The organism is Burkholderia sp. E168m23 (genome assembly GCF_016586125.1).
Classification (GTDB): domain Bacteria; phylum Pseudomonadota; class Gammaproteobacteria; order Burkholderiales; family Burkholderiaceae; genus Burkholderia; species Burkholderia orbicola.
Window position 1 is genome coordinate 1 of the sequence record NZ_BCPP01000010.1, and the last position, 21830, is coordinate 21830.

A 21830-nucleotide genomic window follows, 5' to 3' on the forward strand; every position below is an offset into this window, starting at 1 on the left:
TGGGAGAACATGTCGGCGCTGAAGGAAGAGTTTCCGGACACGCGCTTCCTGAAGGAACTGTTCGTGATCGACCGCGACCGCATCACGTGCACGGGCGGCGTCGCACCGCTCGACATGATGCTGAACCTGATCGCCGCGCGCGTCGGCACCGCGCGCGTCACGCAGATCGCCGAGCAGTTCATCGTCGAACACGTGCGCGACACGAGCGCGCAGCAGCGCATGCCGCTGGTTGCTCGCCTCGGCTCGGCGAACAAGTCGCTGTTCGAAGTGATCTCGCTGATGGAGAACAACATCGAGGAGCCGCTGTCGCGCGAAGAGCTCGCGCGGCTCGCGAACATGTCGCAGCGGCAGTTGCAGCGCCTGTTCCGCGAGCATCTGGGAATGACGCCGACGCACTACTACCTGACGCTGCGGCTGCGCCGTGCGCGCGAGCTGCTGCTGCAGACCGACATGTCGATCATGCACATCACGATGGCGTGCGGCTTCCAGTCGGCATGCCACTTCAGCAAGAGCTATCGCGATGCGTTCGGCGTCGCGCCGACGCGTGAGCGCCGCAAGCAGGTCGCGCCGCTCGCGCAGGGTGCGGTGAGTGCTGCGCCGGCGTTTCCGGCGCGTGTGCTGCATGCGTGAGGCGGGCAGTACCTGATGCAAAAAAGCGGCCTCGAAGGCCGCTTTCCGTTTTCGCTTACGATCCCCACACCTGCATTTCATAGAGCGAATACCCCCACTGCGTCGCCCGCTTCGTGCCGAGCATCCGCACATAACGGCCGTGCCCGTTCAGGTTCGGCAACGTCACATGGCTGTACGACACGCCGTTGCTCGTCGAGTAGATCGTCGTCCAGTTCACGTTGTCGTTCGACGTCTGGATCTGGTAGACGAGCGCGCCCGCATCCCAGTACAGATCGATGCTGCTGATGGTCTTCGTCGCACCGAGATCGACCGAGATCCATTGCGGATCGACGCCGGCGCCTTCCGGCGAATCCCAGCGCGTGCTCGCCGTGTTGCCGTCGAATGCCTTGTCTGCCGTGAGCGACGCGTTGTAGCTCGCCGACGCCGCGGCCGGCCGCCCCTGCGACAGCAGCGTGCGCGCCGCGGCCGCGCCGCCGTAGTAATTCGCGCCGAGCTTCGCCTTCGTCGCGTCGGCATTCACGCCGAACTGCGACAGGCTCCAGCGCTGACCGGTCGTCACGTCGCCGACATAGAGCTGATAACCACCCGCCGTCGTCGATGAGAAAAACAGGTAATTCGTACCACTGACGGGTGCCGGGTCCGAGTTGTTGCTCATGCAGTCGTTGAGCGCCAGCGCGCTCGGCGTCGAGGCCGGGTCGGCCGTCTTCGCATAGATCTGGTCGGCCCCGCCGCTGTCCTTCCAGCGCGCGTAGTACACCATGCCGTCCGCACGCACGGTCGGGTAGTACGTCTGCAGCCCGGCCGGACGATCGAACACGGCGGTCGCGCCGGTGGCGATCGTGCGCTTCATCAGCCCCATGTTCGAGCCGGTGCCGGTCGCGTAGTACACGGCGCTCGCGTCCGGCGCGAGGAACGGCATCGAGTATTCGGCGCCGGCCGGCGCATTCGTCAGGCTCACAACCGACGTGAACACCGGGCCGGCGCTCGTGTACGACAGCGTCGCCTGCTTCACGTCGCCGTTTTGCTTGAACACGAGCGTCTTGCCGTCCGTGCTGAACTTCGGGTCTTCGTTGCGCGTGGCGCCCGTGCTGTTCGTCATGTTGACGGGCGGCGTACCGGCGCCGAGTTGCAGCATGAACACGTTCCATGCGCCGTTGCTGATGCCCATGAACGCGAGCCACTTGCCGTCGGGGCTGAACACACCATTCATCGGATCGGTGATGCCCCACGCGCTCTTGCTGAGTTGCGTCAGCGTATGGGCCGAGAAATCGTAGAGGAACAGCTGGCTCGTGCCGTCGCCGTACTTCACGTAGCTGTGGTAGACGAGCTTGCCGGTCAGCGCGGCGGGGAATGTCGCGTTCGGCTGGGCGGCGGGATTGTTGACGCAGGCTGCGGCGGCCACGCCGCTGAACAGGTTGAGGGCGATGCCGGCCACGAGGCCCGCGACGAGGGTCTGCAGTTTCACGCTGGATACTTTCGGGTAAGGTAAGGACGCCGCAAAAAAGGACTCGCGCGACACGCGCGGACGTCACGGATTCGCGGTCGGGCAGCGTGAATTCCGTATCGGTCGGACAGCGGGAACAAAGCTTGCGAGAGGATGCCCGTTCGTCAGACGAAAGAACAGGATCAGAGCGCCGATAAAACATACGGATCAGCGATTTGGGGCGCGCTTGCACGTGACGGCTGCCGTACTACTCTGTGTCATCAGGGCACAACGGCCGGGGGACACGCATGAAGCGCTATGCGGTGCTGGCGCAGACGATCGCCGACGCGATCCGGCGCGGCGACCTGGCGGCCGGCGCGCGCATCCCTACCGTGCGCGCGGCATGCCGCGCGTATCGGGTGAGCCCGTCCACGGTGTTTCGTGCGTACTACGCGCTCGAAAGCGAGGGCCTGATCGTCGCGCGGGCGCGCTCGGGTTATTTCGTGGCGAACGTCGCGGACAAGCACGTGCGGTTCGGCCGCGATTCGCCGCGCAAGCCGGGCGCCGCGCAGAACGACGCCGCTCGAACCGGCGACGACGATGCGCTGTTCCGCCTGCTCGACTCGCTCAAATGCGACGACATCGTGCCGCTCGGCTCGGCATTCGCGAGCTATTCGCTGTTCCCGATGAGCAGCCTGTGGCGCCAGGTGGCGTCGGCCGCTCGCCACATGGACCGCACCAAACTGCTCGAAGGCTTGCCGCCCGGCAACGAAGCACTGCGCCGCCAGATCGCGTTGCGCTATCTGAACGCGGGCGCGTCGCTGCCGCTGGAGGAAATCGTCATCACGACGGGCGCGACCGAAGCGCTGACGCTCAGCTTGCAGGCGCTGACGCGCCCGGGCGACATCGTCGCGATCGAACGGCCGGCCTTCCACGCGGTGCTGCAGGCCGTCCAGTGCCTGCATCTGAAGGCCGTCGAGATTCCGGTCGACCCGCGCACGGGCCTCGACCTCGACGCGCTCGCCGAGGCGCTCGACACGCATCCGGTACGCGCATGCTGGTTCATGACGTCATTCCACAACCCGACCGGCGCGACGCTGACCGACGAGCGCAAGCGCGCGCTGATCGACCTGCTCGCGTCGCGCGGCGTGCCGCTGATCGAGGACGACGTGTATGGCGAACTGCAGTTCGGCACGGCGCCCACGCGGCCCGCGAAACTGTATGACGACAGCGGACTCGTCCTGCATTGCGGATCGTTCTCGAAATGTCTCGCGCCCGGGTTCCGAATCGGCTGGGTCGCGGCCGGCCGCTTCGTCCGGCAGATCCGCGAGGCCAAAGGCACGAGCACGCCGGCCGCCGACGTACCTGCGCAGATGGCGATATCGAGCTATCTGCGCGACGGCGCATACGACCGGTTCCTGCGCAAGCTGCGACGCAATCTCGCCGCGCACCAGGCGCAAATGCTGTCGGCCGTGCGCGCGTATTTCCCGACGGATACCGAAGTGTTCGCGCCGCGCGGCGGGTATTTCCTTTGGATCGAATTGCCGCCGCACCTGGACGCGATGCACCTGTTCGACGACGCGATGGAAAGCGGCGTCAGCATTGCGCCCGGGCCGATCTTCTCCGCCACCGGCGGTTTTCGCCGCTATTTGCGGCTCAACTACGGGCGGCCGTGGACCCCGGCCGTCGAGCGCGCGCTGGAGACGCTCGGCACGCTCGCGGCCCGGCAGCGGCACGGCGGCTAGTACGAAACGGGCGGCACGAAATGTGCGCCACGCAACGCGCGACATGCGCCTTGCGTTTCGCGCGCGAACGACCAAGAATGAAGCGGCAGGCAGACGCGGACGAACGGGTTCCACGCGTCCGATGTTATGGAGAATCAAATGAACGCCGAATGCGAACGACCGCCGATGTGTAGCCCCACGATGGCATCCGTCGGTCGCTGACGATGCGCGTCCTGCCCAACCGGAGTGTCCGCGCGCGCGATGCCTGGCGTTCCGTGCTGAATGCACGCGCCGAATCGCGGCACGCGACGTGCTGCCGCTGCCGCGAATGCGGTTTCGTCGCGTTCCGCGCACTCGAGCACTGCCCCGTCTGCGGTCGGTGGAACTGGCCGTTCGAGCCGATTCGCCACACGCCGGCCGACGCGCGTGCCGTGCATGCGCCGCGATCGTTCCACACGTGGTCGTCGCGCGTCGCCCGCGCGCTGCGCAACGCGGCTTTCCAGCGGCCGCGCGCATCGAGCGCACCGCTCCTGAGTATCCTCACGCTCGTGCTGCTGGTCGGCGGCTACGTGATGGTCGACCAGACCTGCAAGGCCGATCCCGTTTGTCGCGGCTCCGCTGCGCCGGCCGCCGTCGCGACCGAAACCATGCTGCAGGCATCGAACGATCCGTTGCTGCCGGTCGTGCCGGCACCCGTCTACCCGTTTCATTCGCCTGATCAAACGCAAGTGGCAGCCAATCCGCAACAGAGCGCCCCGCTCGCCGGCAAACCTGCTCGCCCGATGGCAGTTGTACAAGCCGCGCCGTCGTTGCGGCCCGACCGGACGCGCGCCGGCGCAGTCCGCGTGGCCGACTGGAAAGGCAACCGCGACACCGCCCATCGCCCCACGCGCGCGATCCGCCGCGTCAGCCTGCACACCGGGCGTACACGCCGCACCGCCGCCAGCAACGCCGAACTCGCGAAGCTCTATCGCGGCCACTGAACGCGCCCGCAACGAAAAACGGGCGGCCCGTTTCCGGAGCCGCCCGTACTCGCGTCACGCGTCACGCGTGTCGAACGCTAGTGCATCACGCCGCCAGCAACCCGTGCGGGTCGATGACGAATTTGCGCGGCGCACCGCCGTCGAACTTCTTGTAGCCTTCCGGCGCCTGGTCGAGCGAGATCACTTCGACGTTGACGATCTTCGCGATCGGCAGCCGGTCGAACAGGATCGCCTGCATCAGGTTGCGGTTGTACTTCAGCACCGGCGTCTGGCCCGTGAAGAACGAATGCGACTTCGCCCAGCCGAGGCCGAAGCGGATGCTCAGGCTGCCGTGCTGCGCGGCCTTGTCCTTCGCACCCGGATCGTCCGTCACGTACAGGCCCGGGATGCCGATCGCGCCGGCCGGGCGCGTGATTTCCATCAGCGAGTTCAGCACCGTCGCGGGCGCTTCCTCCGAATGGCCCGACGAGCCGTGACCGTGCGCCTCGAAGCCGACGCAGTCGACCGCGCAATCGATCTCGGGCACACCGAGGATCTGCTCGATCTGCTCGCCGAGCGACGCGTCCTTCGACAGGTCGACCGTCTCGAACCCCATCGCCCGCGCATGCGCGAGGCGTTCCGCGTTCATGTCGCCGACGATCGTCACGGCCGCGCCGAGCAGGCGCGCCGACGCGGCCGCCGCCATCCCGACCGGGCCCGCGCCCGCGATATAGACCGTCGAACCGGGCTTCACGCCCGCGCTCACCGCGCCGTGATAACCGGTCGGCAGGATGTCGGACAGGCAGGTCAGGTCGCGGATCTTCGCCATCGCCTGATCGCGATCCGGGAATTTCAGCAGGTTGAAATCGGCATACGGCACGAGCACGTACTCGGCCTGGCCGCCGATCCAGCCGCCCATGTCGACGTAGCCGTACGCGCCGCCGGCACGCGACGGGTTCACGTTCAGGCACACGCCGGTGTGCGTGTCCTTGCACATCGCGCAGCGGCCGCACGCGACGTTGAACGGCACCGACACGAGATCGCCGAGCTTCAGCGTCTCGACGTCGCGGCCCACCTCGACCACTTCGCCGGTGATCTCGTGACCGAGCACGAGGCCGACCGGCGCGGTCGTACGGCCGCGCACCATGTGCTGGTCGGAGCCGCAGATGTTCGTGCTGACCACTTTCAGGATCACGCCGTGGCCGATCGCGCGGCCGCTTGGGTCGACCATCTTCGGATAATCGATTTTCTGGACTTCGACCTGGCCCGGCCCAAGATAGACGACACCTCGATTGCTGCTCATCGTATTGTCTCCATGTCTCGTTGGATGGCGCCGCGGCGCGCCGGCGCCATGCGGCGCACGCGCAACGTGCTGTTCGAGAGTAGTCCGGGAGGCAGGGGCGCCGATGTCTCAAACGCGACATGCGTTTGATCGGCGCCGACATCGATGGCGGAAATACGAAAGTCGGGCGGGAATCTACCGGGGGCCGGACCAGCCCTTGCGGCCGGCCCTGCCTTGGCGGCCCGGCGCTCACCCGCCCTGATTCTCGCGGATGATCGCGGCGGCGGCCGCTTCCGCGTCGCTCGCGACGCCGTCGTGCACGCGCGTGCTGACGGCCGGCGTCGGCGGCTCGCTGTCGAGCGCGTGACCGTTGCGGTCGTGCGTGTCGACCGTCGCGCGCATCGACAGCCCGACGCGCAGCGGATGCGCGGCGAGGTCGCGCGGATCGAGCGCGATCACCACCGGCACGCGCTGCACGACCTTGATCCAGTTGCCGGCCGCGTTCTGCGACGGCAGCATCGAGAACGCGCTGCCCGTGCCGGCCGAGAAGCCCTGCACACGGCCGCGATAGGCGATGCGCGAGCCGTAGAGATCCGACACGACCTCGACCGGCTGCCCGACGCGCATGTGGCGAATCTGCCCTTCCTTGAAATTCGCCTCGACCCACAGCCGGTTGAGCTGCACGATCGACATCAGCGGCACGCCGGGCCCGACCTGCTGGCCGACCTGTACCGAGCGCTGCCCGATCGTGCCGTCGACGGGCGCGACGATCGTCGTGCGCTTCAGGTTCCGGTACGCGAGCTTGAACTGCGCGGCCGCCTGCACGACCGCCGGGCTTTCGTCGACGGGCAGCTTGCTGCCGAGCGCGCGCGCCGCGTCGAGCTGCGCCTGCGCGGCCGCGAGGTTCGCCTGCGCGCCGGCCACCGCCGCGCGCGCCCGCGCCAGTTCTTCCGGCGCGACGATCTCGACCGATGCGCCCGAACGCGCGGCGAGCGCGCGCTGCGCCAGCGACAGGTCGGCGCGGCGCGCATTCACGGCCTCGACGTACATCGTGTTCGAAATCCTCGCGTTCGCGACCTGGCGCACGGCCTGCGCGAGCTGCGCCTTCGCCTGCGCGAACGCGACGGATGCCTCGGTGTCGTCGAGCCGCACGAGCGTCTGCCCGGCGCGCACGGCTTGCGTATCGGCGACCACCACGTCGGTCACGGCGCCCGGGATCTGCGCGGCGACCTGCACGATGCTGCCCGCGACGTATGCGTCGTCGGTGTCTTCGTAATAGCGGTCGCTCAGCAGCCAGTAGGCGATCCATGCGATCGCGGCCAGCAGCACGATCGCGAAGAACACGGTGAAGCGCTTGCGGCGCGTCGCGCGGCGCGCGTCGAGCGCCGGGTCGTTCAGTGCGGCCGGCGGCGCGGCGGAATGGAGGTTGTCGTGGTGCATCAGTCGCTTTGCGTAACGATCAGACGATCGTGCTGGAAGACGGGAATCGCAGGCATCGGCGACGAATCGCGCGTCGGGCTCGCCGAGGCCGTGCGCGCGAGAACGGGGTTGCCGCGCGGCGCCGCGTCGGGGCGGGTCGCACCGATCGTCGACGGGCGTGTCGTGTCGTCGCGTCGTGCCGATGCAGACGCGTTGCTCGTCGCGGTAGCAGCCGGCGACACTGCCGTGCTGCCTGCGCGTGCATCGTTAGACTGGCCAGCCGTCTCCCGATTCGCGGCCACGGCGCCCACAGCAGCCACGGCCGTTGCCGCCCCGCGCTTCGCCGCCCCACTCCGCGCCCGCGGCCCGGCCGGCGTCTGCGCTTGCGCGACCGTTGCGCCCGCATCGAACCCGCCGCCCAGCGCGCCGATCAGCCCCACCCGCAGCGTCCGCTGCTTGCCGAGCAGCGCGATCATCTGCGCGCGCTCGTCGATCAGCGTGAGATCCGCGACATCGACGTCCTTCTGCATCAGCACGCCGCGCCGATGCCGATCCGCCGCGATCTGCACGATCTTCTGCGCGGCCGCGACCGCGTCCTGCTGCTGCGCGACGAGCGTCTGCGACGTCTGCAGCGACGTGACGAGTTGCGCGACCTGCCCGAGCGCGTCGTCGACGGTCTTGTTGTACAGCCCGATCGCGACGTCGGCCTGCGCGACGTCCGCGCCGAGCTTCGCCTTCAAGCGGCCGCGATCGAAGATCGGCAGCGAGATCGCGGGGCCCACGGAGCCCGCGAGCGAATCGCGCGAGAACAGCGACGCGGGCGTCAGTGCGAACACGCCGCCGAGCGCGACGAGATTCACGTCCGGATAGAACTGCGCACGCGTCGAGTCGGCATTCGCGAACGCGGCTTCGACGCGCAACCGCGCGGCGACGATGTCGGGCCGGCGGCCGAGCAGATCGGCCGGCAGCCGGGCGGGCACGGCGCCGCCCGCGAACGCGCCGACGCGCGGCCGCTGCAGCGCGAGCCCGCGCTCCGGGCCGCGGCCCGACAGCACGCCGAGTTGCAGTTGCGCGAGCTTGATCTGCTCGTCGTTCAGCGCGATCTGCTCGAGCAGACGGCTGCGCTTGATCGACGCATCGCTCGCGTCGTACGCGTTGTCGAGGCCGCGCGCGGTGCGCTCGCGCAGCACGGCCGTCACGCGCTGGCTGATCTTCAGCTTCTGCTGCAACAGGTCGCGCACCGCGTACGCCTGGTCGAGCTGGCAATACACGGTGACGATCGCGACGGCGAGCGTGAGCCGCACCTGTTCGGCTTCGACGCCGGCCGCGTCGCGCAGCGACATCAGGCTCTTCGTCGCCGCGCGGTTCTTGCCCCACAGGTCGAGCTGGTAGTTCAGCCCGACGAAGACCGACGACGGCGATACGTTCGGATCGCCGAAGATCTGCACCGGCACGCGATAGCCGCCGGCCGTCACGTCGGCAATGTCGCCGGGTTTCGGCATCCGTGCCCGGCTGATCGTCGCGCCGGCCGTGCCGGTCAAACCGGTCAGCGAATCGAACTGCTGAAGCTGCGCCTGCGCGATCCGCAACCGCGCCTGCGCGACCTGTAGATCCGGGTTGTGCTGCGACGCCTCGGCGACCAGGTCGTCGAGCTGCGGGTCCTGCAACTGCTTCACCCAGTCGGGCGCCGGCCATGCGCCGTTCGCGCCGGGGCCGGCGGTATGCGCGAGCGCATCGTCGGCCGGCGCACGCAGCGACAGCGACGGCAGGAAGCCCGACGGCACGCATCCGGCCAACGCGAGCAATGCCGCGGCGGCCGCGATCATCGAGCCGCCCTTCACGCCACGCGCCGAACCCGCCGCTTGAATCATCCGTCGCATCGTCACCCCTGCCGAACGCGCCGCGCCCGCGCGGCCAGACGCGGTCGCGTGCGCTCGAGCGGGCCGAGCCGGCCGAACAGGCCGTCCGCGACGCCGAACAGGATGCCGGCCAGCTTCGCGCGCTTGTCGCGCTCGACCAGCGCGATCTGCACGACCTGCCACACGGTCAGCAGGTTCGGCACGAGCGCCACCGGAAAGCGCAGCCCGTACTGCATCCCGAGCTGCACCGCATTGCGGGCGCTGTAGTAGCGCCGTTGCCACGAGTGATTCATCGACGTCATTTCGAAAGGGCCGATCGCGTGCCGATGCTTCGCGCCGATCCGGTGCGGCAGCACCAGCGACGGCACGACATAGAGCGGCACGTTGCGCGCCAGCGCGCGGAAGCTGTATTCGGTATCGACGTGATCGATGAACAGCGTCTCGTCGAAGCGACCGAGCACGTCGAACGCGTCGCGCGACACGACGCAACCCGACGAAATCAGGAACGCGCAGCGCTGCATCGGCGTGCCCGGCTCGATGCGCAGGCGGCGCAAGCCGATGCCGTTGGTCGCGAGTTCGGGCAGGAAGCTGCGCGCGTTCTCGTCGAAGATGCGCGGGCCGGCGAGGAACGCACGCCGCGCGAGCCCCGCGCAGACATCGCGCATCGCCGGGAAATACGCAGCCGGCACCGACGAATCCTGATCGAACAGCGCGACCGCATCGAGGCCGTCGCGAAACAGCGCCGTAAGCCCCGCGTTGTACGCGCCCGCGATGCCGCCGCGATTGCCGTGATGCAGCAGCGCGATGCCTTCGCAGGCGCACAGTTCGCGTGCCCGCGCATCGGGCTGCGGCGTGTTGTCGACGACGAGCAGCGCGTCGCATGCGTGCCGCCATGCGCGCAGCGCGTCGAGCTGCGCGTCGCTCGGGTGATACAGGATCACGAGTGCGCCGAGTGTCGTCATGGTCCGCTCCTCAATGCCCGAACGATGCGGCCGCGCCGCGCTTGGGCCGCGTCAGCCACATCATCGCGGCGAGCGCGAGACACGTCATGCTCGCCATCCAGAACATGTCGTTGGTCGCCATCATGTAGGCCTGCTGCATCACGACGTGATGCAAGGTCGTCAGTTCGCGCACGCCGTCCACGCCCATCGCGTTCAACGCATGCACGAAGCGTTGCGTGTTCGCCGACGCATGCGTGACCGATTGCGACACGACGTCGTAGTGATAGGTCGCGCGGTTGTCCCACAGCGTCACGCTCATCGCGGTGCCGAACGCGGCCGACAGCGTGCGCAGGAAATTCGACAGGCTCGACGCGGCGGCGAGCCGGTCGTCCGGAATGCGCGACAAGGTCGCGGCGGTCAGCGGGATGAAGAAGCACGGCAGCCCGATGCCCTGGATCAGCCCGGGTGCTGCGATCTGCGCGAACGTCATCTTCAGCGTGAACTGCGCGTCCCAGGCGAGCACGGCCGCGAACACGAGGAAGCCGAACGTCGCGAGCACGCGCGCATCGAAGCGGTGCGCATGCAGCCCGACGAGGATCGAGAACACCAGCGCGAGCACGCCGAGCGACGCGGTCGCGAGCCCCGCATGAAACGCGTTGTAGCCCATCACGGCCTGCATCCACAGCGGAAACACCACGCCGACCACGGAGAAGCTCATCATCCCGAGCGAGATGATCAGCACGCAGAACGAGAACGTGCGGTCGCGAAACAGGCTCAGGTCGACCACCGGATGCGCTTCGCCCGCTTCCCAGATCAGCAGCGACACGATCGCGAGCGCCGCGACCACCGCGAGCGTGACGATCAGCGGCGAATCGAACCAGCCGCGGTCGTGGCCGAGATCGAGCATCGCCTGGAGCGAGCCGACGCCGATCACGAGCAGCACGATGCCCGGCACGTCGATCGGGCCGGCCGCGCCGCGCTGCGCGTCGGGGCGCAGCATCGCGGTGCACACCGCGAACGAGAACAGCCCGATCGGCAAGTTGATCAGGAAGATCCACGGCCACGAGAAGTTGTCGACGATCCAGCCGCCGACCACCGGCCCGAAGATCGGCGCGAGCAGCACCGTCATCGCCCACAGCGCGAGCGCGATCGTGCGTTTGTCGGGCGGGAACGTGCGCAGCAGGATCGTCTGCGACAGCGGCACCATCGGCCCCGAACACAGCCCCTGCAGCGCGCGGCAGATCACGAGCACGTGCAGGTCGCGCGCGAGCCCGCACAGCAGCGACGTCAGCGTAAACAACAGCACCGCGCCGACGAACAGCCGCAGCTCGCCGACACGGCGGGCGAGCCAGCCGGTGAGCGGCACCGCGATCGCGGCCGCGACCGAATACGAGCTGATCACCCACGTGCCCTGGCTGTTCGATACGCCGAGACTGCCCGAGATCGCCGGCACCGCGACGTTCGTCACGGTCGAGTCGAGCACCTCGATGAAGGTCGCGAGCGACAGCGCGAACGTCAGCAGCGCGAGCCGGATGCCGCGCACCGGCTGTGCGGCCGGCGCGGGCGCCGGCACGTCGAACGCGGACGGCGCGCCGCTCTCGTCGTGCAGCGGCGACGCGGTGCTCATGCGCCGGCCACCGCGACGTCGGCCCGCGCGGCAGCGCGCCCGCGCCTGGGCACGAACCGTTCGATGAAATCGGCGGCGGCGCCACAGCCGTCCGGCGCGGCCGCGAGCAGCGCACGCGTACGTTCCGCATGCACCGCGAACGCGGGTTCGTCGAGCACGCGTGCGAGCGCCGCGCCGAGCCGCGCGCCGTCGAGCGGGCCGTCGACCCGCACGCCGCAGCCGTTCGCGACGACGCGTTGCGCGTTGTCGAACTGATCGTGCGCGAACGGCGTGACGACCTGCACGATGCCGGCTTCGCACGCGAGCGCCGCCGTGCCGATCCCGCCGTGATGCACGAGCGCGCGGCAACGCGGCAGCAGCGTGCGCATCGGCACGAAGCGGCGCACGAGCAGCCGGTCGTCGCCCTGCACCGCATCGTGCGGCGTCAGCAGGATGCCGCGTGCGCCGGTCGCGCGCAGCGCATCCGCCACCGCACGCGCATACGCCGCATGATCGACGAGCGTCGAACCGGCCGTGAACACGACCGGGGCTTCGCCGGCCGCGAGAAACGCATCGAGTGCCCCATCGTCGTCGGGTGTCGCGATATCGTTGAACAACGGAAAACCGCTTTGCAGATGGTTCGACGGCCAGTCCGGCTGCGGCGGCGCGAACCAGCCGGGAAACAGGCACAGCACGCCGTCGGTCGAATGCAGCCAGCGGCCGAGCACGCGCCGCGCGGGCGCGAGCCCCAGCTCGCGGCGTACCGCATCGAGCGCCGGGCCGCACACGCGGTCGAGCACCTGCCGCTCGATCAGCGTCATCAGCGCCGACTTCACCGGCAACGGCCAGCGCGCGGGAATCGTCAGGCGCGGGTGAGTCGGCGGCGCATGCGCGGACAGCAGCGTCGACGGCGACACCTGCACCGATACGTACGGCGTGCCGTGCAGTTCCTGCATGAAGCGCGCGGAGAACGCCCACAGCGTGCCGACCAGCACCGTATCGGCATCGGTCAGCGCGCGCAGCGCGTCGTAATGCGGGCGCAACGTCGGCGCGATCACCTGCCACAGCGTGCGGAACGACGTGCGCGGATTCCACAGCGCCGGGTTCGCCATCGCCGCGTCGTATTCCGCCGCGGTGCCGACCGGCACGAACGCGAACCCGCAGCGGCGCACGGTCGCCTCGAACGGCGCGTGCGTGCAGAACACGACGTCGTGACCGCGCGCGGCCAGCGTGCGCGCGACGCCGAGCAGCGGATGCACGTCGCCCGCCGAGCCGATCGCGGTCACGATCATCTTCGCCATCGCGCGCCTCGCGGGTGTCAGTAGAAGCCGGGGATCAGCGCCGCGACCTCGCGGCGATACTGCGCATACGCCGGCCCGAAATATCCGGTCAGCCAGCTCTCCTCGACGCGCACCTTGTACGCGAGCGACGCAAACACGAGCAGCACGCCGATCGCGCCGCGCCATTCGCCGCCGATCAGCGCGGCGCCGACCAGCGCGATCAGGCAGCCGGTGTAGATCGGGTGACGCACGAGCGCATACGGCCCCGTGCGCACGAGTTCGTGGTCTTCCTTCAACGTGACCGACACGCTCCAGTTCGTGCCCAGATGCAGCCGTGCCCACACCGAGAACAGCAGGCCGGCTACCAGCACCGCGAGCCCGCACTGCGCCTGCAGGCCGAAGCGCTGCCAGTCGGGCACGAGCGCCTGCCACGACGGATCGGGCAGGATGATCAGCGCGCCGCCGACGATCAGCGGAATCGACTGCAGCGTGCGCGAGCGCGACGCCTCCTTGCGCACGGTGGTCTTGACGCCCTGCGACGTGGCGATCCAGTACGCGAGCCACGCGGCCCACGGAACGACGATGGCGATGGTCTGAACGATATTCACGGCTGGCCTGCCTCGTTGGGATGGGAATTCGGATGCGCGGGACGCGCCCGCTGCACGACGGATGGCGTCACGACGACAGCGCGTGCATCGGCGTGGGCACGCACGCATGTGCGGCAGCACGCGCGACGCCGGCCGCGGCGGCCGCCTCGCCGCAGAAGAAATCGAGCAACGCGGCACGGGTGTATTCGCGTTGCGCCCGGCCTTCGATGTCGAGAAAGTGGCCGGCGTCCGGCACCGTCGCGAACCGTGCGCGCGCCACGTGCGCACCGAGCTGGCGCACGTCGGCCGGCGTCGTGTACTCGTCGCGCTCGCCGTTCAGGAACAGCAGCTCGCAGCCGATGTTCGCGAATTCGCTGAAGTAGCGCTCGGGCTGCAGCGACAGGATCTGGTCGACGTGGAACGCGACCTGATCCTGCTCGTCGCGCGGCAGGCGCGTCAGATACCGGTAGTTGTACAGCTTCATGATGCGCGGCAGATAGCGGCCCACGGTGTCGTTCAGCAACTGCGCGGCCTTCAGGTTTTCGCCGGCCGCGATGTGGTCGCGGGCGCGCGTCACGTAGTCGACCATCGCGTCGTTCAGGAACGGCGAGAACGAGCAGATCGCCGCGCGCCGCACGCTCGGGCAGCCGCGTGCGAGCGCGAACAGCGACGCGACGCCGCCCCACGACACCGAAACGAGGTACGCCGGCGCGAAATGCTCGACCAGGTACTGGAGGATCGCGGCTTCGTCGTCCTTGGTCAGGATGAAGCAGCCGGGGTTGTGCTGGCGCGACTGCCCCGCATACGGCAGATCGAAGCAGATCGTGTTCATCCGCTCGCCGAGATACTGGACGGTCTGGCCGAACGACGCGGTGGTCGCGAGCGCGCCGTTGACGAGCATCGCCGTGTCGAACGCCGGGTCGAACACGTTCTGTTCGACGTAGACCTTCAGACCATTCGGCAGCGGGACCACGTGTTTTTCGGTCGGCATCGTCGTTCTCCGGTGGATGCGGCGTCTCGACGTCGCGGCATGCTGCAAGTGCGCAATGGCTGGCGCCGGCTGCGTGCGCGGTCGATCGACACGGTCATCGCCGACGCGTCGCGGCAATTGCCGGCGACGCCATTCATTCCTCATGGTGCGGCGCCATACTAATACGGTCGATATTACTTACTCAAGTCATTCCAAAAATCCCTCTACTCGGCCCGGAAATACGCCAAGTTCAAATTTTCTTATCAATTTCCATGGTATGCGGAATCTCAAAAAGGATCATCGCAATCGTTTGCTAGCAATTCGATCCAGCATTCAAAAAACACAAATTATCGTTTTGATTCAATCAGTTATATTGTTTAGATCGCTTGATTGAAACGGTTTTTAGAAAACCGTACACCCCCACAATCCGATTTGACGATTTCATATCGTGAATAATATTGCAGTTTTCGACACTCTTTCGGTTTGTAATGGAATCGAGTCTGGAAACGGTCCTCTGCATTGCGTCATATTTTCACGGTCCGTTTTAAACAGATTCAAACTTAGTTAATCTTCTTTCAACCGTCTTTCCGCACCTGCACATGAGCTTCGGACGCGAAGCATCGTGCCCCGTTTGGAACGCAGTCTCCCCTTCGGCCCCGATTTTTTATTGATTGAACGATCAATAAAAAATCGCTAAGCTCTCGACTTCCATGGACGACGGCCCGCCCGGGCGAAGGGAGTCACGATGCCGAAAGTCGGAATGCGGGAGATCCGCCGCGCACAGTTGATCGACGCCACGCTGCGCTCGATCGACGAAGCTGGCCTGCCCGGCACGACGCTCGCATCGGTCGCGCAACGCGCGAACATCTCGACGGGCATCGTCAGCCATTACTTCGGCGACAAGGACGGCCTGCTCGAAGCGACGATGCGGCACGTGCTGCGCGATCTGTGGTCGGCCACCACGCGCCGCCGCGTCGCCGCACGCAAGGACCCGCGTTCGCGGCTGCGCGCGGTCGTCGCCGCGAACTTCGACGACACGCAGGTCAGCGCGCCCGTGATGAAGACGTGGCTCGCGTTCTGGTCGCAGAGCATGCACGACCCGATGCTCAAGCGCCTGCAGCACGTGAACACGCGGCGCCTGCATTCGAACCTGTGCGCCGAATTCGCGAAGGCGTTGCCGCTCGCGAAGGCGCGCGAAGCCGCCAGCGGCCTCGCCGCGCTGATCGACGGCCTGTGGCTGCGCGGCGCACTCGCCGGCGGCCCGATCGACACCCGGGCCGCTTTGAAGCTCGCCCACGATTACATCGACCTGCTGCTCGCGTCCGACTGACGCGCGACGCAGTCGCCCTCAAGGAGATCCTCATGTCCGTATACGGTTTGCAGCGCCTCTACATCGGCGGCGGTTACGTCGACGCCACCAGCGGCAAGACTTTCGACACCTTCGATCCCGCCACCGGCGAACTGCTCGCGCAGGTGCAGCAGGCCAGCGCGGCCGACGTCGACCGCGCCGTTGCGTCCGCCCAGGAAGGCCAGCGCGAATGGGCCGCAATGACCGCGATGCAGCGCTCGCGCATCCTGCGTCGCGCGGTCGAGCTGCTGCGCGAACGCAACGACGAACTCGCGGCCATCGAGACGCGCGACACCGGCAAGCCGATCGGCGAGACGCTCGCAGTCGACATCGTCACCGGCGCGGACGTGATCGAGTACTACGCGGGCCTCGCGACCGCGATCGAAGGGCTGCAGGTGCCGCTGCGCGCCGAGTCGTTCGTGTACACGCGCCGCGAGCCGCTCGGCGTGTGCGCGGGCATCGGCGCGTGGAACTATCCGATCCAGATCGCGTGCTGGAAGACGGCGCCCGCACTCGCGGCCGGCAACGCGATGGTGTTCAAGCCGAGCGAAGTCACGCCGCTCACCGCGCTGAAGCTCGCGGAAATCTATACGGAAGCCGGCGTGCCGGCCGGCGTGTTCAACGTCGTGCAGGGCGACGGCTCGGTCGGCGCGCTGCTCACCGGCCATCCGGACATCGCGAAGGTGTCGTTCACCGGCGGCGTCGAGACCGGCAAGAAAGTGATGTCGCTGGCCGGCGCGTCGTCGCTGAAGGAAGTGACGATGGAGCTCGGCGGCAAGTCGCCGCTGATCGTGTTCGACGATGCGGACCTCGACCGCGCGGCCGACATCGCGGTGACCGCCAACTTCTTCAGCTCGGGCCAGGTCTGCACGAACGGCACGCGCGTGTTCGTGCACCGCTCGATCAAGGACGCGTTCACGCAGAAGGTGCTCGAACGCGTGAAGCGCATCCGCGTCGGCAAGCCGACCGATGCCGACACCAACTTCGGCCCGCTCGTGTCGGCCGCGCAACTCGACAAGGTGCTCGGCTTCATCGAAAGCGGCAAGGCCGAAGGCGCGAAGCTGCTCGCGGGCGGCACGCGCCTGACCGACGGCCACTTCGGCAGCGGCCAGTACGTTGCGCCGACCGTGTTCGGCGATTGCCGCGACGACATGAAGATCGTGCGCGAAGAGATTTTCGGGCCGGTGATGAGCATCCTCGAATTCGAATCGGAGGACGAAGTGATCGCCCGCGCGAACGACACGCACTACGGGCTCGCGGCCGGTGTCGTGACCGAGAACCTGTCGCGCGCGCACCGCGCGATCCATCGCCTCGAAGCCGGCATCTGCTGGATCAACACGTGGGGCGAATCGCCGGCCGAGATGCCGGTTGGCGGATACAAGCAATCCGGTGTCGGGCGCGAGAACGGCATCACGACGCTCGAGCACTACACTCGAATCAAGTCGGTGCAGGTCGAGCTCGGCCGTTACAACCCGGTGTTCTGAGACAAGGAGATCCGTCATGACGACACGCGAATACGACTACATCATCTGCGGCGCGGGTTCCGCGGGCAACGTGCTCGCAACGCGCCTGACGGAAGATCCGGACGTCACGGTGCTGCTGCTCGAAGCGGGCGGCCCCGACTACCGCTTCGACTTCCGCACGCAGATGCCGGCGGCGCTGGCCTATCCGCTGCAGGGCCGCCGCTACAACTGGGCGTACGAGACCGATCCCGAGCCGCACATGGACAACCGCCGGATGGAATGCGGGCGCGGCAAGGGGCTCGGCGGCTCGTCGCTGATCAACGGGATGTGCTACATCCGCGGCAACGCGCTCGACTACGACAACTGGTCGACGCACAAGGGCCTCGAGAACTGGACCTATCTCGACTGCCTGCCGTACTTCAAGAAAGCCGAAACGCGCGACGTCGGCCCGAACGACTATCACGGCGGCAGCGGCCCCGTGTCGGTCACGACCAGCAAGCCGGGCGTGAACCCGCTGTTCGAGGCGATGGTCGACGCGGGCGTGCAGGCGGGCTATCCGCGCACCGACGACCTCAACGGTTACCAGCAGGAAGGCTTCGGCCCGATGGACCGCACCGTCACGCCGAAGGGCCGCCGCGCGAGCACCGCGCGCGGCTACCTCGACCAGGCAAAGGTGCGGCCGAACCTCGAGATCGTCACGCACGCGCTCGCCGACCGCATCCTGTTCGACGGCAAGCGCGCGTCGGGCGTGACCTACCTGCGCGGCAGCGAGCGCGCGACCGCGCATGCGCGCCGCGAAGTGCTCGTGTGCAGCGGCGCGATCGCGTCGCCGCAACTGCTGCAGCGCTCGGGCGTCGGCCCCGGCGCGTGGCTGAAAGAACTCGACATTCCGGTCGTGCTCGATCTGCCCGGCGTCGGCCAGAACCTGCAGGATCACCTGGAGATGTACATCCAGTACGAGTGCAAGGAGCCGGTCTCGCTGTACCCGGCGCTCAAGTGGTGGAACCAGCCGAAGATCGGCCTCGAATGGATGCTGAACGGCACGGGCCTGGGCGCGAGCAACCACTTCGAGGCGGGCGGCTTCATCCGCACGCGCGACGACGACCCGTGGCCGAACATCCAGTATCACTTCCTGCCGGTGGCGATCAACTACAACGGCTCGAACGCGATCGAGATGCACGGCTTCCAGGCGCACGTCGGCTCGATGCGCTCGCCGAGCCGCGGCCGCGTGAAGCTGCGCTCGCGCGATCCGAACGACCATCCGAGCATCCTGTTCAACTACATGGCCGAAGCGCTCGACTGGCGCGAGTTCCGCGATGCGATCCGCGCGACGCGCGAGATCATGCGGCAGCCGGCGCTCGACCGCTATCGCGGCCGCGAGCTGAATCCGGGCGCCGACTGCAAGAGCGACAAGGAACTCGACGCGTTCGTGCGGGCGCGCGCGGAAACCGCGTTCCATCCGTCGTGCTCGTGCAAGATGGGCTACGACGACATGGCGGTGGTCGATGAAGAAGGCCGCGTGCACGGGCTCGACGGGCTGCGTGTCGTCGATGCGTCGATCATGCCGATCATCACGACCGGCAACCTGAATGCGCCGACGATCATGATCGCCGAGAAGATCGCCGACAAGATCCGCGGCCGCACGCCGCTCGCGCGGGTCGACGTGCCGTACTTCGTCGCGAACGGCGCACCGGCGCGCAATGTGGCGAAGGCCGTGCGGCAACCCGAGACGGTCTGACGAAGACGGCGCCTGCCCGGGCGCCGCGATACCCCCCGCGCGGCTCGCGGCGTTCTCGCCGCGAGCCGCATTTCATCGTGCCTTCTCGTTTGCGCTGCGCGGCCCGGCTGCCGAAACGCCCCGCATCCGCTTGGCGCGGACGATCGGGTTCCTGCGCGACGTCAGGCTCATCGCGTCGCGCAAGCGGTCGAATGCGACATCCTCCTTCGCCCCGAAGCGGCTGACCGCCGGCCATGCGAGCACGTGGTCGAGCCACGTCTGCCAGGTATCGCCATGAAACCGGCGGCCGATTGCCCTTACCGTATCCGGCGCTGCGATTGCAATGCCCGCCAGCAGGTAGTGGGCCCAGAAGCTGCCCGCGCCGATCAGTCGATCGAGCCGGCACACGGCGAGCGCGGCAAGGAGCCCCTCCATCGACGCGAGATCGGCGCGATGCGTTCTGATCGCTTGCGCGACGAAGTTGTGCCGACCGCCATACGCGTGAACGGAAACGCCGTTGCCGGCGGCGAGTTCGGCCGAGAACATCGCAAGCGCAGCCATCTCGTCGACCCGCGTCGCGTCGTCGCGCGGGCCGCATACGCGCAACACGATCGCATCGATGACCGCACCGGGACGAACCGGTGTTTCCGTGCTCATTGCCGCGACGGCGGTCAGCCTGTCTCTCAGGTTCTTCGCAGGCGGCGTCTCGCGCTGCCCGTCAGGTTCGTTCGCGACTTCGCCGTGGCATTCGACGCCATCGGCAATCCGTTCGAGCGCGGCCCAGCCGACGTCGGGATCGTCGAATGCACACGCATCGATCACGCCGTGCGCGGTGTCGAATACGGCAAGCGAGCCGGGGCAGCAACGTTCGGCGTCCGCGAGCTGCTGCGCGGAGGGCACATGCGCGCACGCGCCGAGCGGATCGGCCGGATCGCATGCGCAACCGCCGCCGTCGGTCGCGATCCACGGGACCAGCCGGTGGAGCACGGCCGTCGCTTCGCGAGACAGATGCGCGCCAGTTCCCGCACGGATTGCATACGAAGCGACGACGGGCGTGTCGCCGACGTCGGTCGCGGCCATCGCGCAAACCGCCGTGTCGAGATGGTCGATCAGGTACTGCAACCACGCGGCCGTGCGCAGCCGGTCGGGCGTCGCGCCGCGGGCATCGCCATACTTTGCTGGATCGGTCAGCATGGGTCGTCCGGGATGGTTCTGGCCAATTGGCCTGGTTTTGTTTCGATCGGATCGGGAGGCGTCATACACGCCACGCCGGCCCTGCAACTCCGCCCGTGTCGGATCGCGACACGGGCGGTCAACCGGCCGTCACGCGGGTAAGCATGACGGCTCGCATGAATCGGTGAAGCGGAAACTCGCGTATGCGCCGCACGGCTCGCATGCGCGACGGGCGCCCCGCTTCGCGGCGCCGACTGCACGCGGCGCTTCGGCAATCGATGGACAACGGCACAAACGGCCACGCTGCCAGACGCATCCGGCCGTCGCGCCGATACGCGCGACGGCACGAACCCATCAAGGCCGCGGACCCCGCCGCGCATGCCGCACGGCCCTCGTGCGCGGCGGGTCCCGGCTTCGATCGTGCGACGCTTACTGCACGTGGAACTTCGGCGACGTCAGGACCGTACCGGTCACCGTGCAGTCCGGCGTCAGCACGGAGTTGTTGAACGCCAGCGACGAGTTCGCATCGCTCCACGCGGTCACGACCTTGCTCGGCCCGCAAGTACCGAGCAGCGTGACGTTCACCTTCACGTTGTTGATCGACAGTTGCGTCGTGCTGTCGGCCTGCCCCGTCCACGGCGACGTGCTGCTCGCGCTGCCGCTGATCAGGCCGCACGTCGCGCCGCCTGCGAACGTCGTCGACGTGATGTTGACGATGCCGGTCGACGTGATCGTGCCGTTGAAGGTCGCGGTACAACTGGCGTTGATCGATCCCTTGCTGAGATTCGTGAGCCCCGTCGCCGAGAACGGCTCGCCGTTCGGATTCATCGGCTGGCCGTCGGCACGCGACACGGTGACGGCGAAAGCAGGCGCGGCCGAAACCGCGGTGAAAGCCACTGCAGCAACAAGCGATACGATTTTGCGAATGCTCATTTGAACTGCCCCCTCTCTTCACAAATGGCGGCACGCCGCCAGGAACGCGACCGTCCGGCCGGAACGGTCCGGCCAGCCGGTCGCAGGAAGCCGCCGGCACGCGTCATGCGCGCCGGTCGGCTCAGAACTTGTAGGAAATCCCGACGAACGTGATCAGCGGGTCAGCCTTCAGCCGCGTGCGCGTGGTCGCGAGCGTCGAGCCGTCGGCCGCCTTGATCACCAGCGACGAGTAGGTCTTCAGCGGCATGTAGGTCAGCGTCGCCGTGAGCCCCCAGTGCTTGTCGATCGCGTAGCTCGCGCCGATGTTGTAGACGGGCGTGAACGACGACGACGCCTTGCCCTCCACCGACGTCGCGCCCGGCTTGCCGGCGCCGGCCGCGAGCACGCTGCCGAGGTTCTCGTTGATGTCCTTCGCGAAGTTGCCGTTCAGTTCGATGTTGCTGAACCAGCTGTAGGCCACGCCGATCCCGACGAACGGACGAAACTTGGCCGTCGACGAATTGAAGTAGTACT

The 21830-nt window shown here is 67.8% G+C and carries 18 protein-coding genes; 6 read left to right on the forward strand and 12 right to left on the reverse strand.

Annotated elements, in window-relative coordinates:
- The coding region (locus JMF90_RS01060; protein WP_201324932.1) for a GlxA family transcriptional regulator at window positions 1-630 on the forward strand (630 nt) is incomplete at its 5' end.
- Window positions 631-685: 55 nt separating this feature from the next.
- Here JMF90_RS01060 and JMF90_RS01065 read toward each other — a convergent pair.
- On the reverse strand, window positions 686-2095 hold the full coding sequence (locus JMF90_RS01065) for a discoidin domain-containing protein (RefSeq protein ID WP_077220469.1): 1410 nt from the start codon (window positions 2093-2095) through the stop codon (window positions 686-688).
- A 266-nt stretch (window positions 2096-2361) separates the two neighbouring features.
- On the opposite strand from JMF90_RS01065, the gene JMF90_RS01070 reads away from it, so the two are divergent.
- Both JMF90_RS01070 and JMF90_RS01075 read left to right on the forward strand, forming a co-directional pair.
- Window positions 2362-3798, forward strand: a complete 1437-nt coding sequence (locus JMF90_RS01070) for a PLP-dependent aminotransferase family protein (protein ID WP_125381620.1) — start codon at window positions 2362-2364, stop codon at window positions 3796-3798.
- A 203-nt stretch (window positions 3799-4001) separates the two neighbouring features.
- Window positions 4002-4760 carry a hypothetical protein gene (locus JMF90_RS01075; RefSeq protein WP_011547091.1) on the forward strand — a complete coding sequence of 253 codons (759 nt, stop codon included), beginning with the start codon at window positions 4002-4004 and terminating at the stop codon, window positions 4758-4760.
- Window positions 4761-4845: 85 nt separating this feature from the next.
- Here JMF90_RS01075 and fdhA read toward each other — a convergent pair whose 3' ends face one another.
- From fdhA to JMF90_RS01115, 8 genes are all read right to left on the reverse strand, one after another.
- Complete coding sequence (fdhA, locus tag JMF90_RS01080) at window positions 4846-6042, reverse strand: formaldehyde dehydrogenase, glutathione-independent (protein WP_011547090.1); 1197 nt, start codon at window positions 6040-6042, stop codon at window positions 4846-4848.
- Between the two features lie 228 nt (window positions 6043-6270).
- Window positions 6271-7461: an efflux RND transporter periplasmic adaptor subunit gene (locus JMF90_RS01085; RefSeq protein ID WP_011547089.1), complete on the reverse strand. Its 1191-nt coding sequence runs from the start codon at window positions 7459-7461 to the stop codon at window positions 6271-6273.
- Window positions 7461-9311, reverse strand: a complete 1851-nt coding sequence (locus tag JMF90_RS01090) for an efflux transporter outer membrane subunit (RefSeq protein WP_011547088.1) — start codon at window positions 9309-9311, stop codon at window positions 7461-7463. The genes JMF90_RS01085 and JMF90_RS01090 overlap by 1 nt, the downstream gene beginning before the upstream one ends.
- A gap of 11 nt (window positions 9312-9322) precedes the next feature.
- Complete coding sequence (locus tag JMF90_RS01095; protein WP_011547087.1) at window positions 9323-10261, reverse strand: glycosyltransferase family 2 protein; 939 nt, start codon at window positions 10259-10261, stop codon at window positions 9323-9325.
- 10 nt (window positions 10262-10271) lie between these two features.
- Window positions 10272-11867 (reverse strand): DHA2 family efflux MFS transporter permease subunit, encoded by a 1596-nt coding sequence (locus tag JMF90_RS01100; protein WP_011547086.1) that lies wholly within the window; start codon window positions 11865-11867, stop codon window positions 10272-10274.
- The gene (locus JMF90_RS01105) at window positions 11864-13147 is read right to left on the reverse strand and encodes a glycosyltransferase (protein WP_011694821.1); all 1284 of its coding nucleotides are present in this window, start codon (window positions 13145-13147) and stop codon (window positions 11864-11866) included. The genes JMF90_RS01100 and JMF90_RS01105 overlap by 4 nt, the downstream gene beginning before the upstream one ends.
- 17 nt (window positions 13148-13164) lie before the next feature.
- Complete coding sequence (locus JMF90_RS01110) at window positions 13165-13734, reverse strand: isoprenylcysteine carboxylmethyltransferase family protein (RefSeq protein WP_011547084.1); 570 nt, start codon at window positions 13732-13734, stop codon at window positions 13165-13167.
- A gap of 67 nt (window positions 13735-13801) precedes the next feature.
- The gene (locus JMF90_RS01115; protein ID WP_011547083.1) at window positions 13802-14704 is read right to left on the reverse strand and encodes an alpha/beta fold hydrolase; all 903 of its coding nucleotides are present in this window, start codon (window positions 14702-14704) and stop codon (window positions 13802-13804) included.
- 724 nt (window positions 14705-15428) lie between these two features.
- On the opposite strand from JMF90_RS01115, the gene betI reads away from it, so the two are divergent.
- From betI to betA, 3 genes are read left to right on the forward strand one after another with little or no spacing between them, the layout of a single operon-like run.
- Window positions 15429-16013: a transcriptional regulator BetI gene (betI, locus tag JMF90_RS01120; RefSeq protein WP_006480642.1), complete on the forward strand. Its 585-nt coding sequence runs from the start codon at window positions 15429-15431 to the stop codon at window positions 16011-16013.
- Between the two features lie 32 nt (window positions 16014-16045).
- Window positions 16046-17515 (forward strand): betaine-aldehyde dehydrogenase, encoded by a 1470-nt coding sequence (betB, locus tag JMF90_RS01125; protein ID WP_011547082.1) that lies wholly within the window; start codon window positions 16046-16048, stop codon window positions 17513-17515.
- 16 nt (window positions 17516-17531) lie between these two features.
- Window positions 17532-19232: a choline dehydrogenase gene (betA, locus tag JMF90_RS01130; RefSeq protein ID WP_011547081.1), complete on the forward strand. Its 1701-nt coding sequence runs from the start codon at window positions 17532-17534 to the stop codon at window positions 19230-19232.
- 72 nt (window positions 19233-19304) lie between these two features.
- On the opposite strand, the gene JMF90_RS01135 is transcribed toward betA, so the two are convergent.
- The 3 genes from JMF90_RS01135 to JMF90_RS01145 all read right to left on the reverse strand — a co-directional run.
- Window positions 19305-20405: a hypothetical protein gene (locus tag JMF90_RS01135; protein ID WP_011547080.1), complete on the reverse strand. Its 1101-nt coding sequence runs from the start codon at window positions 20403-20405 to the stop codon at window positions 19305-19307.
- Window positions 20406-20813: 408 nt separating this feature from the next.
- Entirely contained in the window at window positions 20814-21317 is a 504-nt protein-coding gene (locus tag JMF90_RS01140; protein WP_006480638.1) for a hypothetical protein, read from the reverse strand.
- A 121-nt stretch (window positions 21318-21438) separates the two neighbouring features.
- Window positions 21439-21830, reverse strand: a 392-nt coding sequence (locus tag JMF90_RS01145) for an OmpW family protein (RefSeq protein ID WP_201324933.1), incomplete at its 5' end; no start/stop codon positions are given.

Coding starts and splice junctions, on each gene's coding strand:
- JMF90_RS01070 (WP_125381620.1), top strand. CDS start 2,362: ATGAAGCGCTATGCGGTGCTGGCGCAGACGATCGCCGACGCGATCCGG.
- JMF90_RS01100 (WP_011547086.1), bottom strand. CDS start 11,867: ATGAGCACCGCGTCGCCGCTGCACGACGAGAGCGGCGCGCCGTCCGCG.
- JMF90_RS01095 (WP_011547087.1), bottom strand. CDS start 10,261: ATGACGACACTCGGCGCACTCGTGATCCTGTATCACCCGAGCGACGCG.
- betI (WP_006480642.1), top strand. CDS start 15,429: ATGCCGAAAGTCGGAATGCGGGAGATCCGCCGCGCACAGTTGATCGAC.
- JMF90_RS01135 (WP_011547080.1), bottom strand. CDS start 20,405: ATGCTGACCGATCCAGCAAAGTATGGCGATGCCCGCGGCGCGACGCCC.
- betA (WP_011547081.1), top strand. CDS start 17,532: ATGACGACACGCGAATACGACTACATCATCTGCGGCGCGGGTTCCGCG.
- JMF90_RS01115 (WP_011547083.1), bottom strand. CDS start 14,704: ATGCCGACCGAAAAACACGTGGTCCCGCTGCCGAATGGTCTGAAGGTC.
- JMF90_RS01090 (WP_011547088.1), bottom strand. CDS start 9,311: ATGATTCAAGCGGCGGGTTCGGCGCGTGGCGTGAAGGGCGGCTCGATG.
- JMF90_RS01105 (WP_011694821.1), bottom strand. CDS start 13,147: ATGGCGAAGATGATCGTGACCGCGATCGGCTCGGCGGGCGACGTGCAT.
- JMF90_RS01140 (WP_006480638.1), bottom strand. CDS start 21,317: ATGAGCATTCGCAAAATCGTATCGCTTGTTGCTGCAGTGGCTTTCACC.
- JMF90_RS01085 (WP_011547089.1), bottom strand. CDS start 7,461: ATGCACCACGACAACCTCCATTCCGCCGCGCCGCCGGCCGCACTGAAC.
- JMF90_RS01075 (WP_011547091.1), top strand. CDS start 4,002: ATGCGCGTCCTGCCCAACCGGAGTGTCCGCGCGCGCGATGCCTGGCGT.
- betB (WP_011547082.1), top strand. CDS start 16,046: ATGTCCGTATACGGTTTGCAGCGCCTCTACATCGGCGGCGGTTACGTC.
- fdhA (WP_011547090.1), bottom strand. CDS start 6,042: ATGAGCAGCAATCGAGGTGTCGTCTATCTTGGGCCGGGCCAGGTCGAA.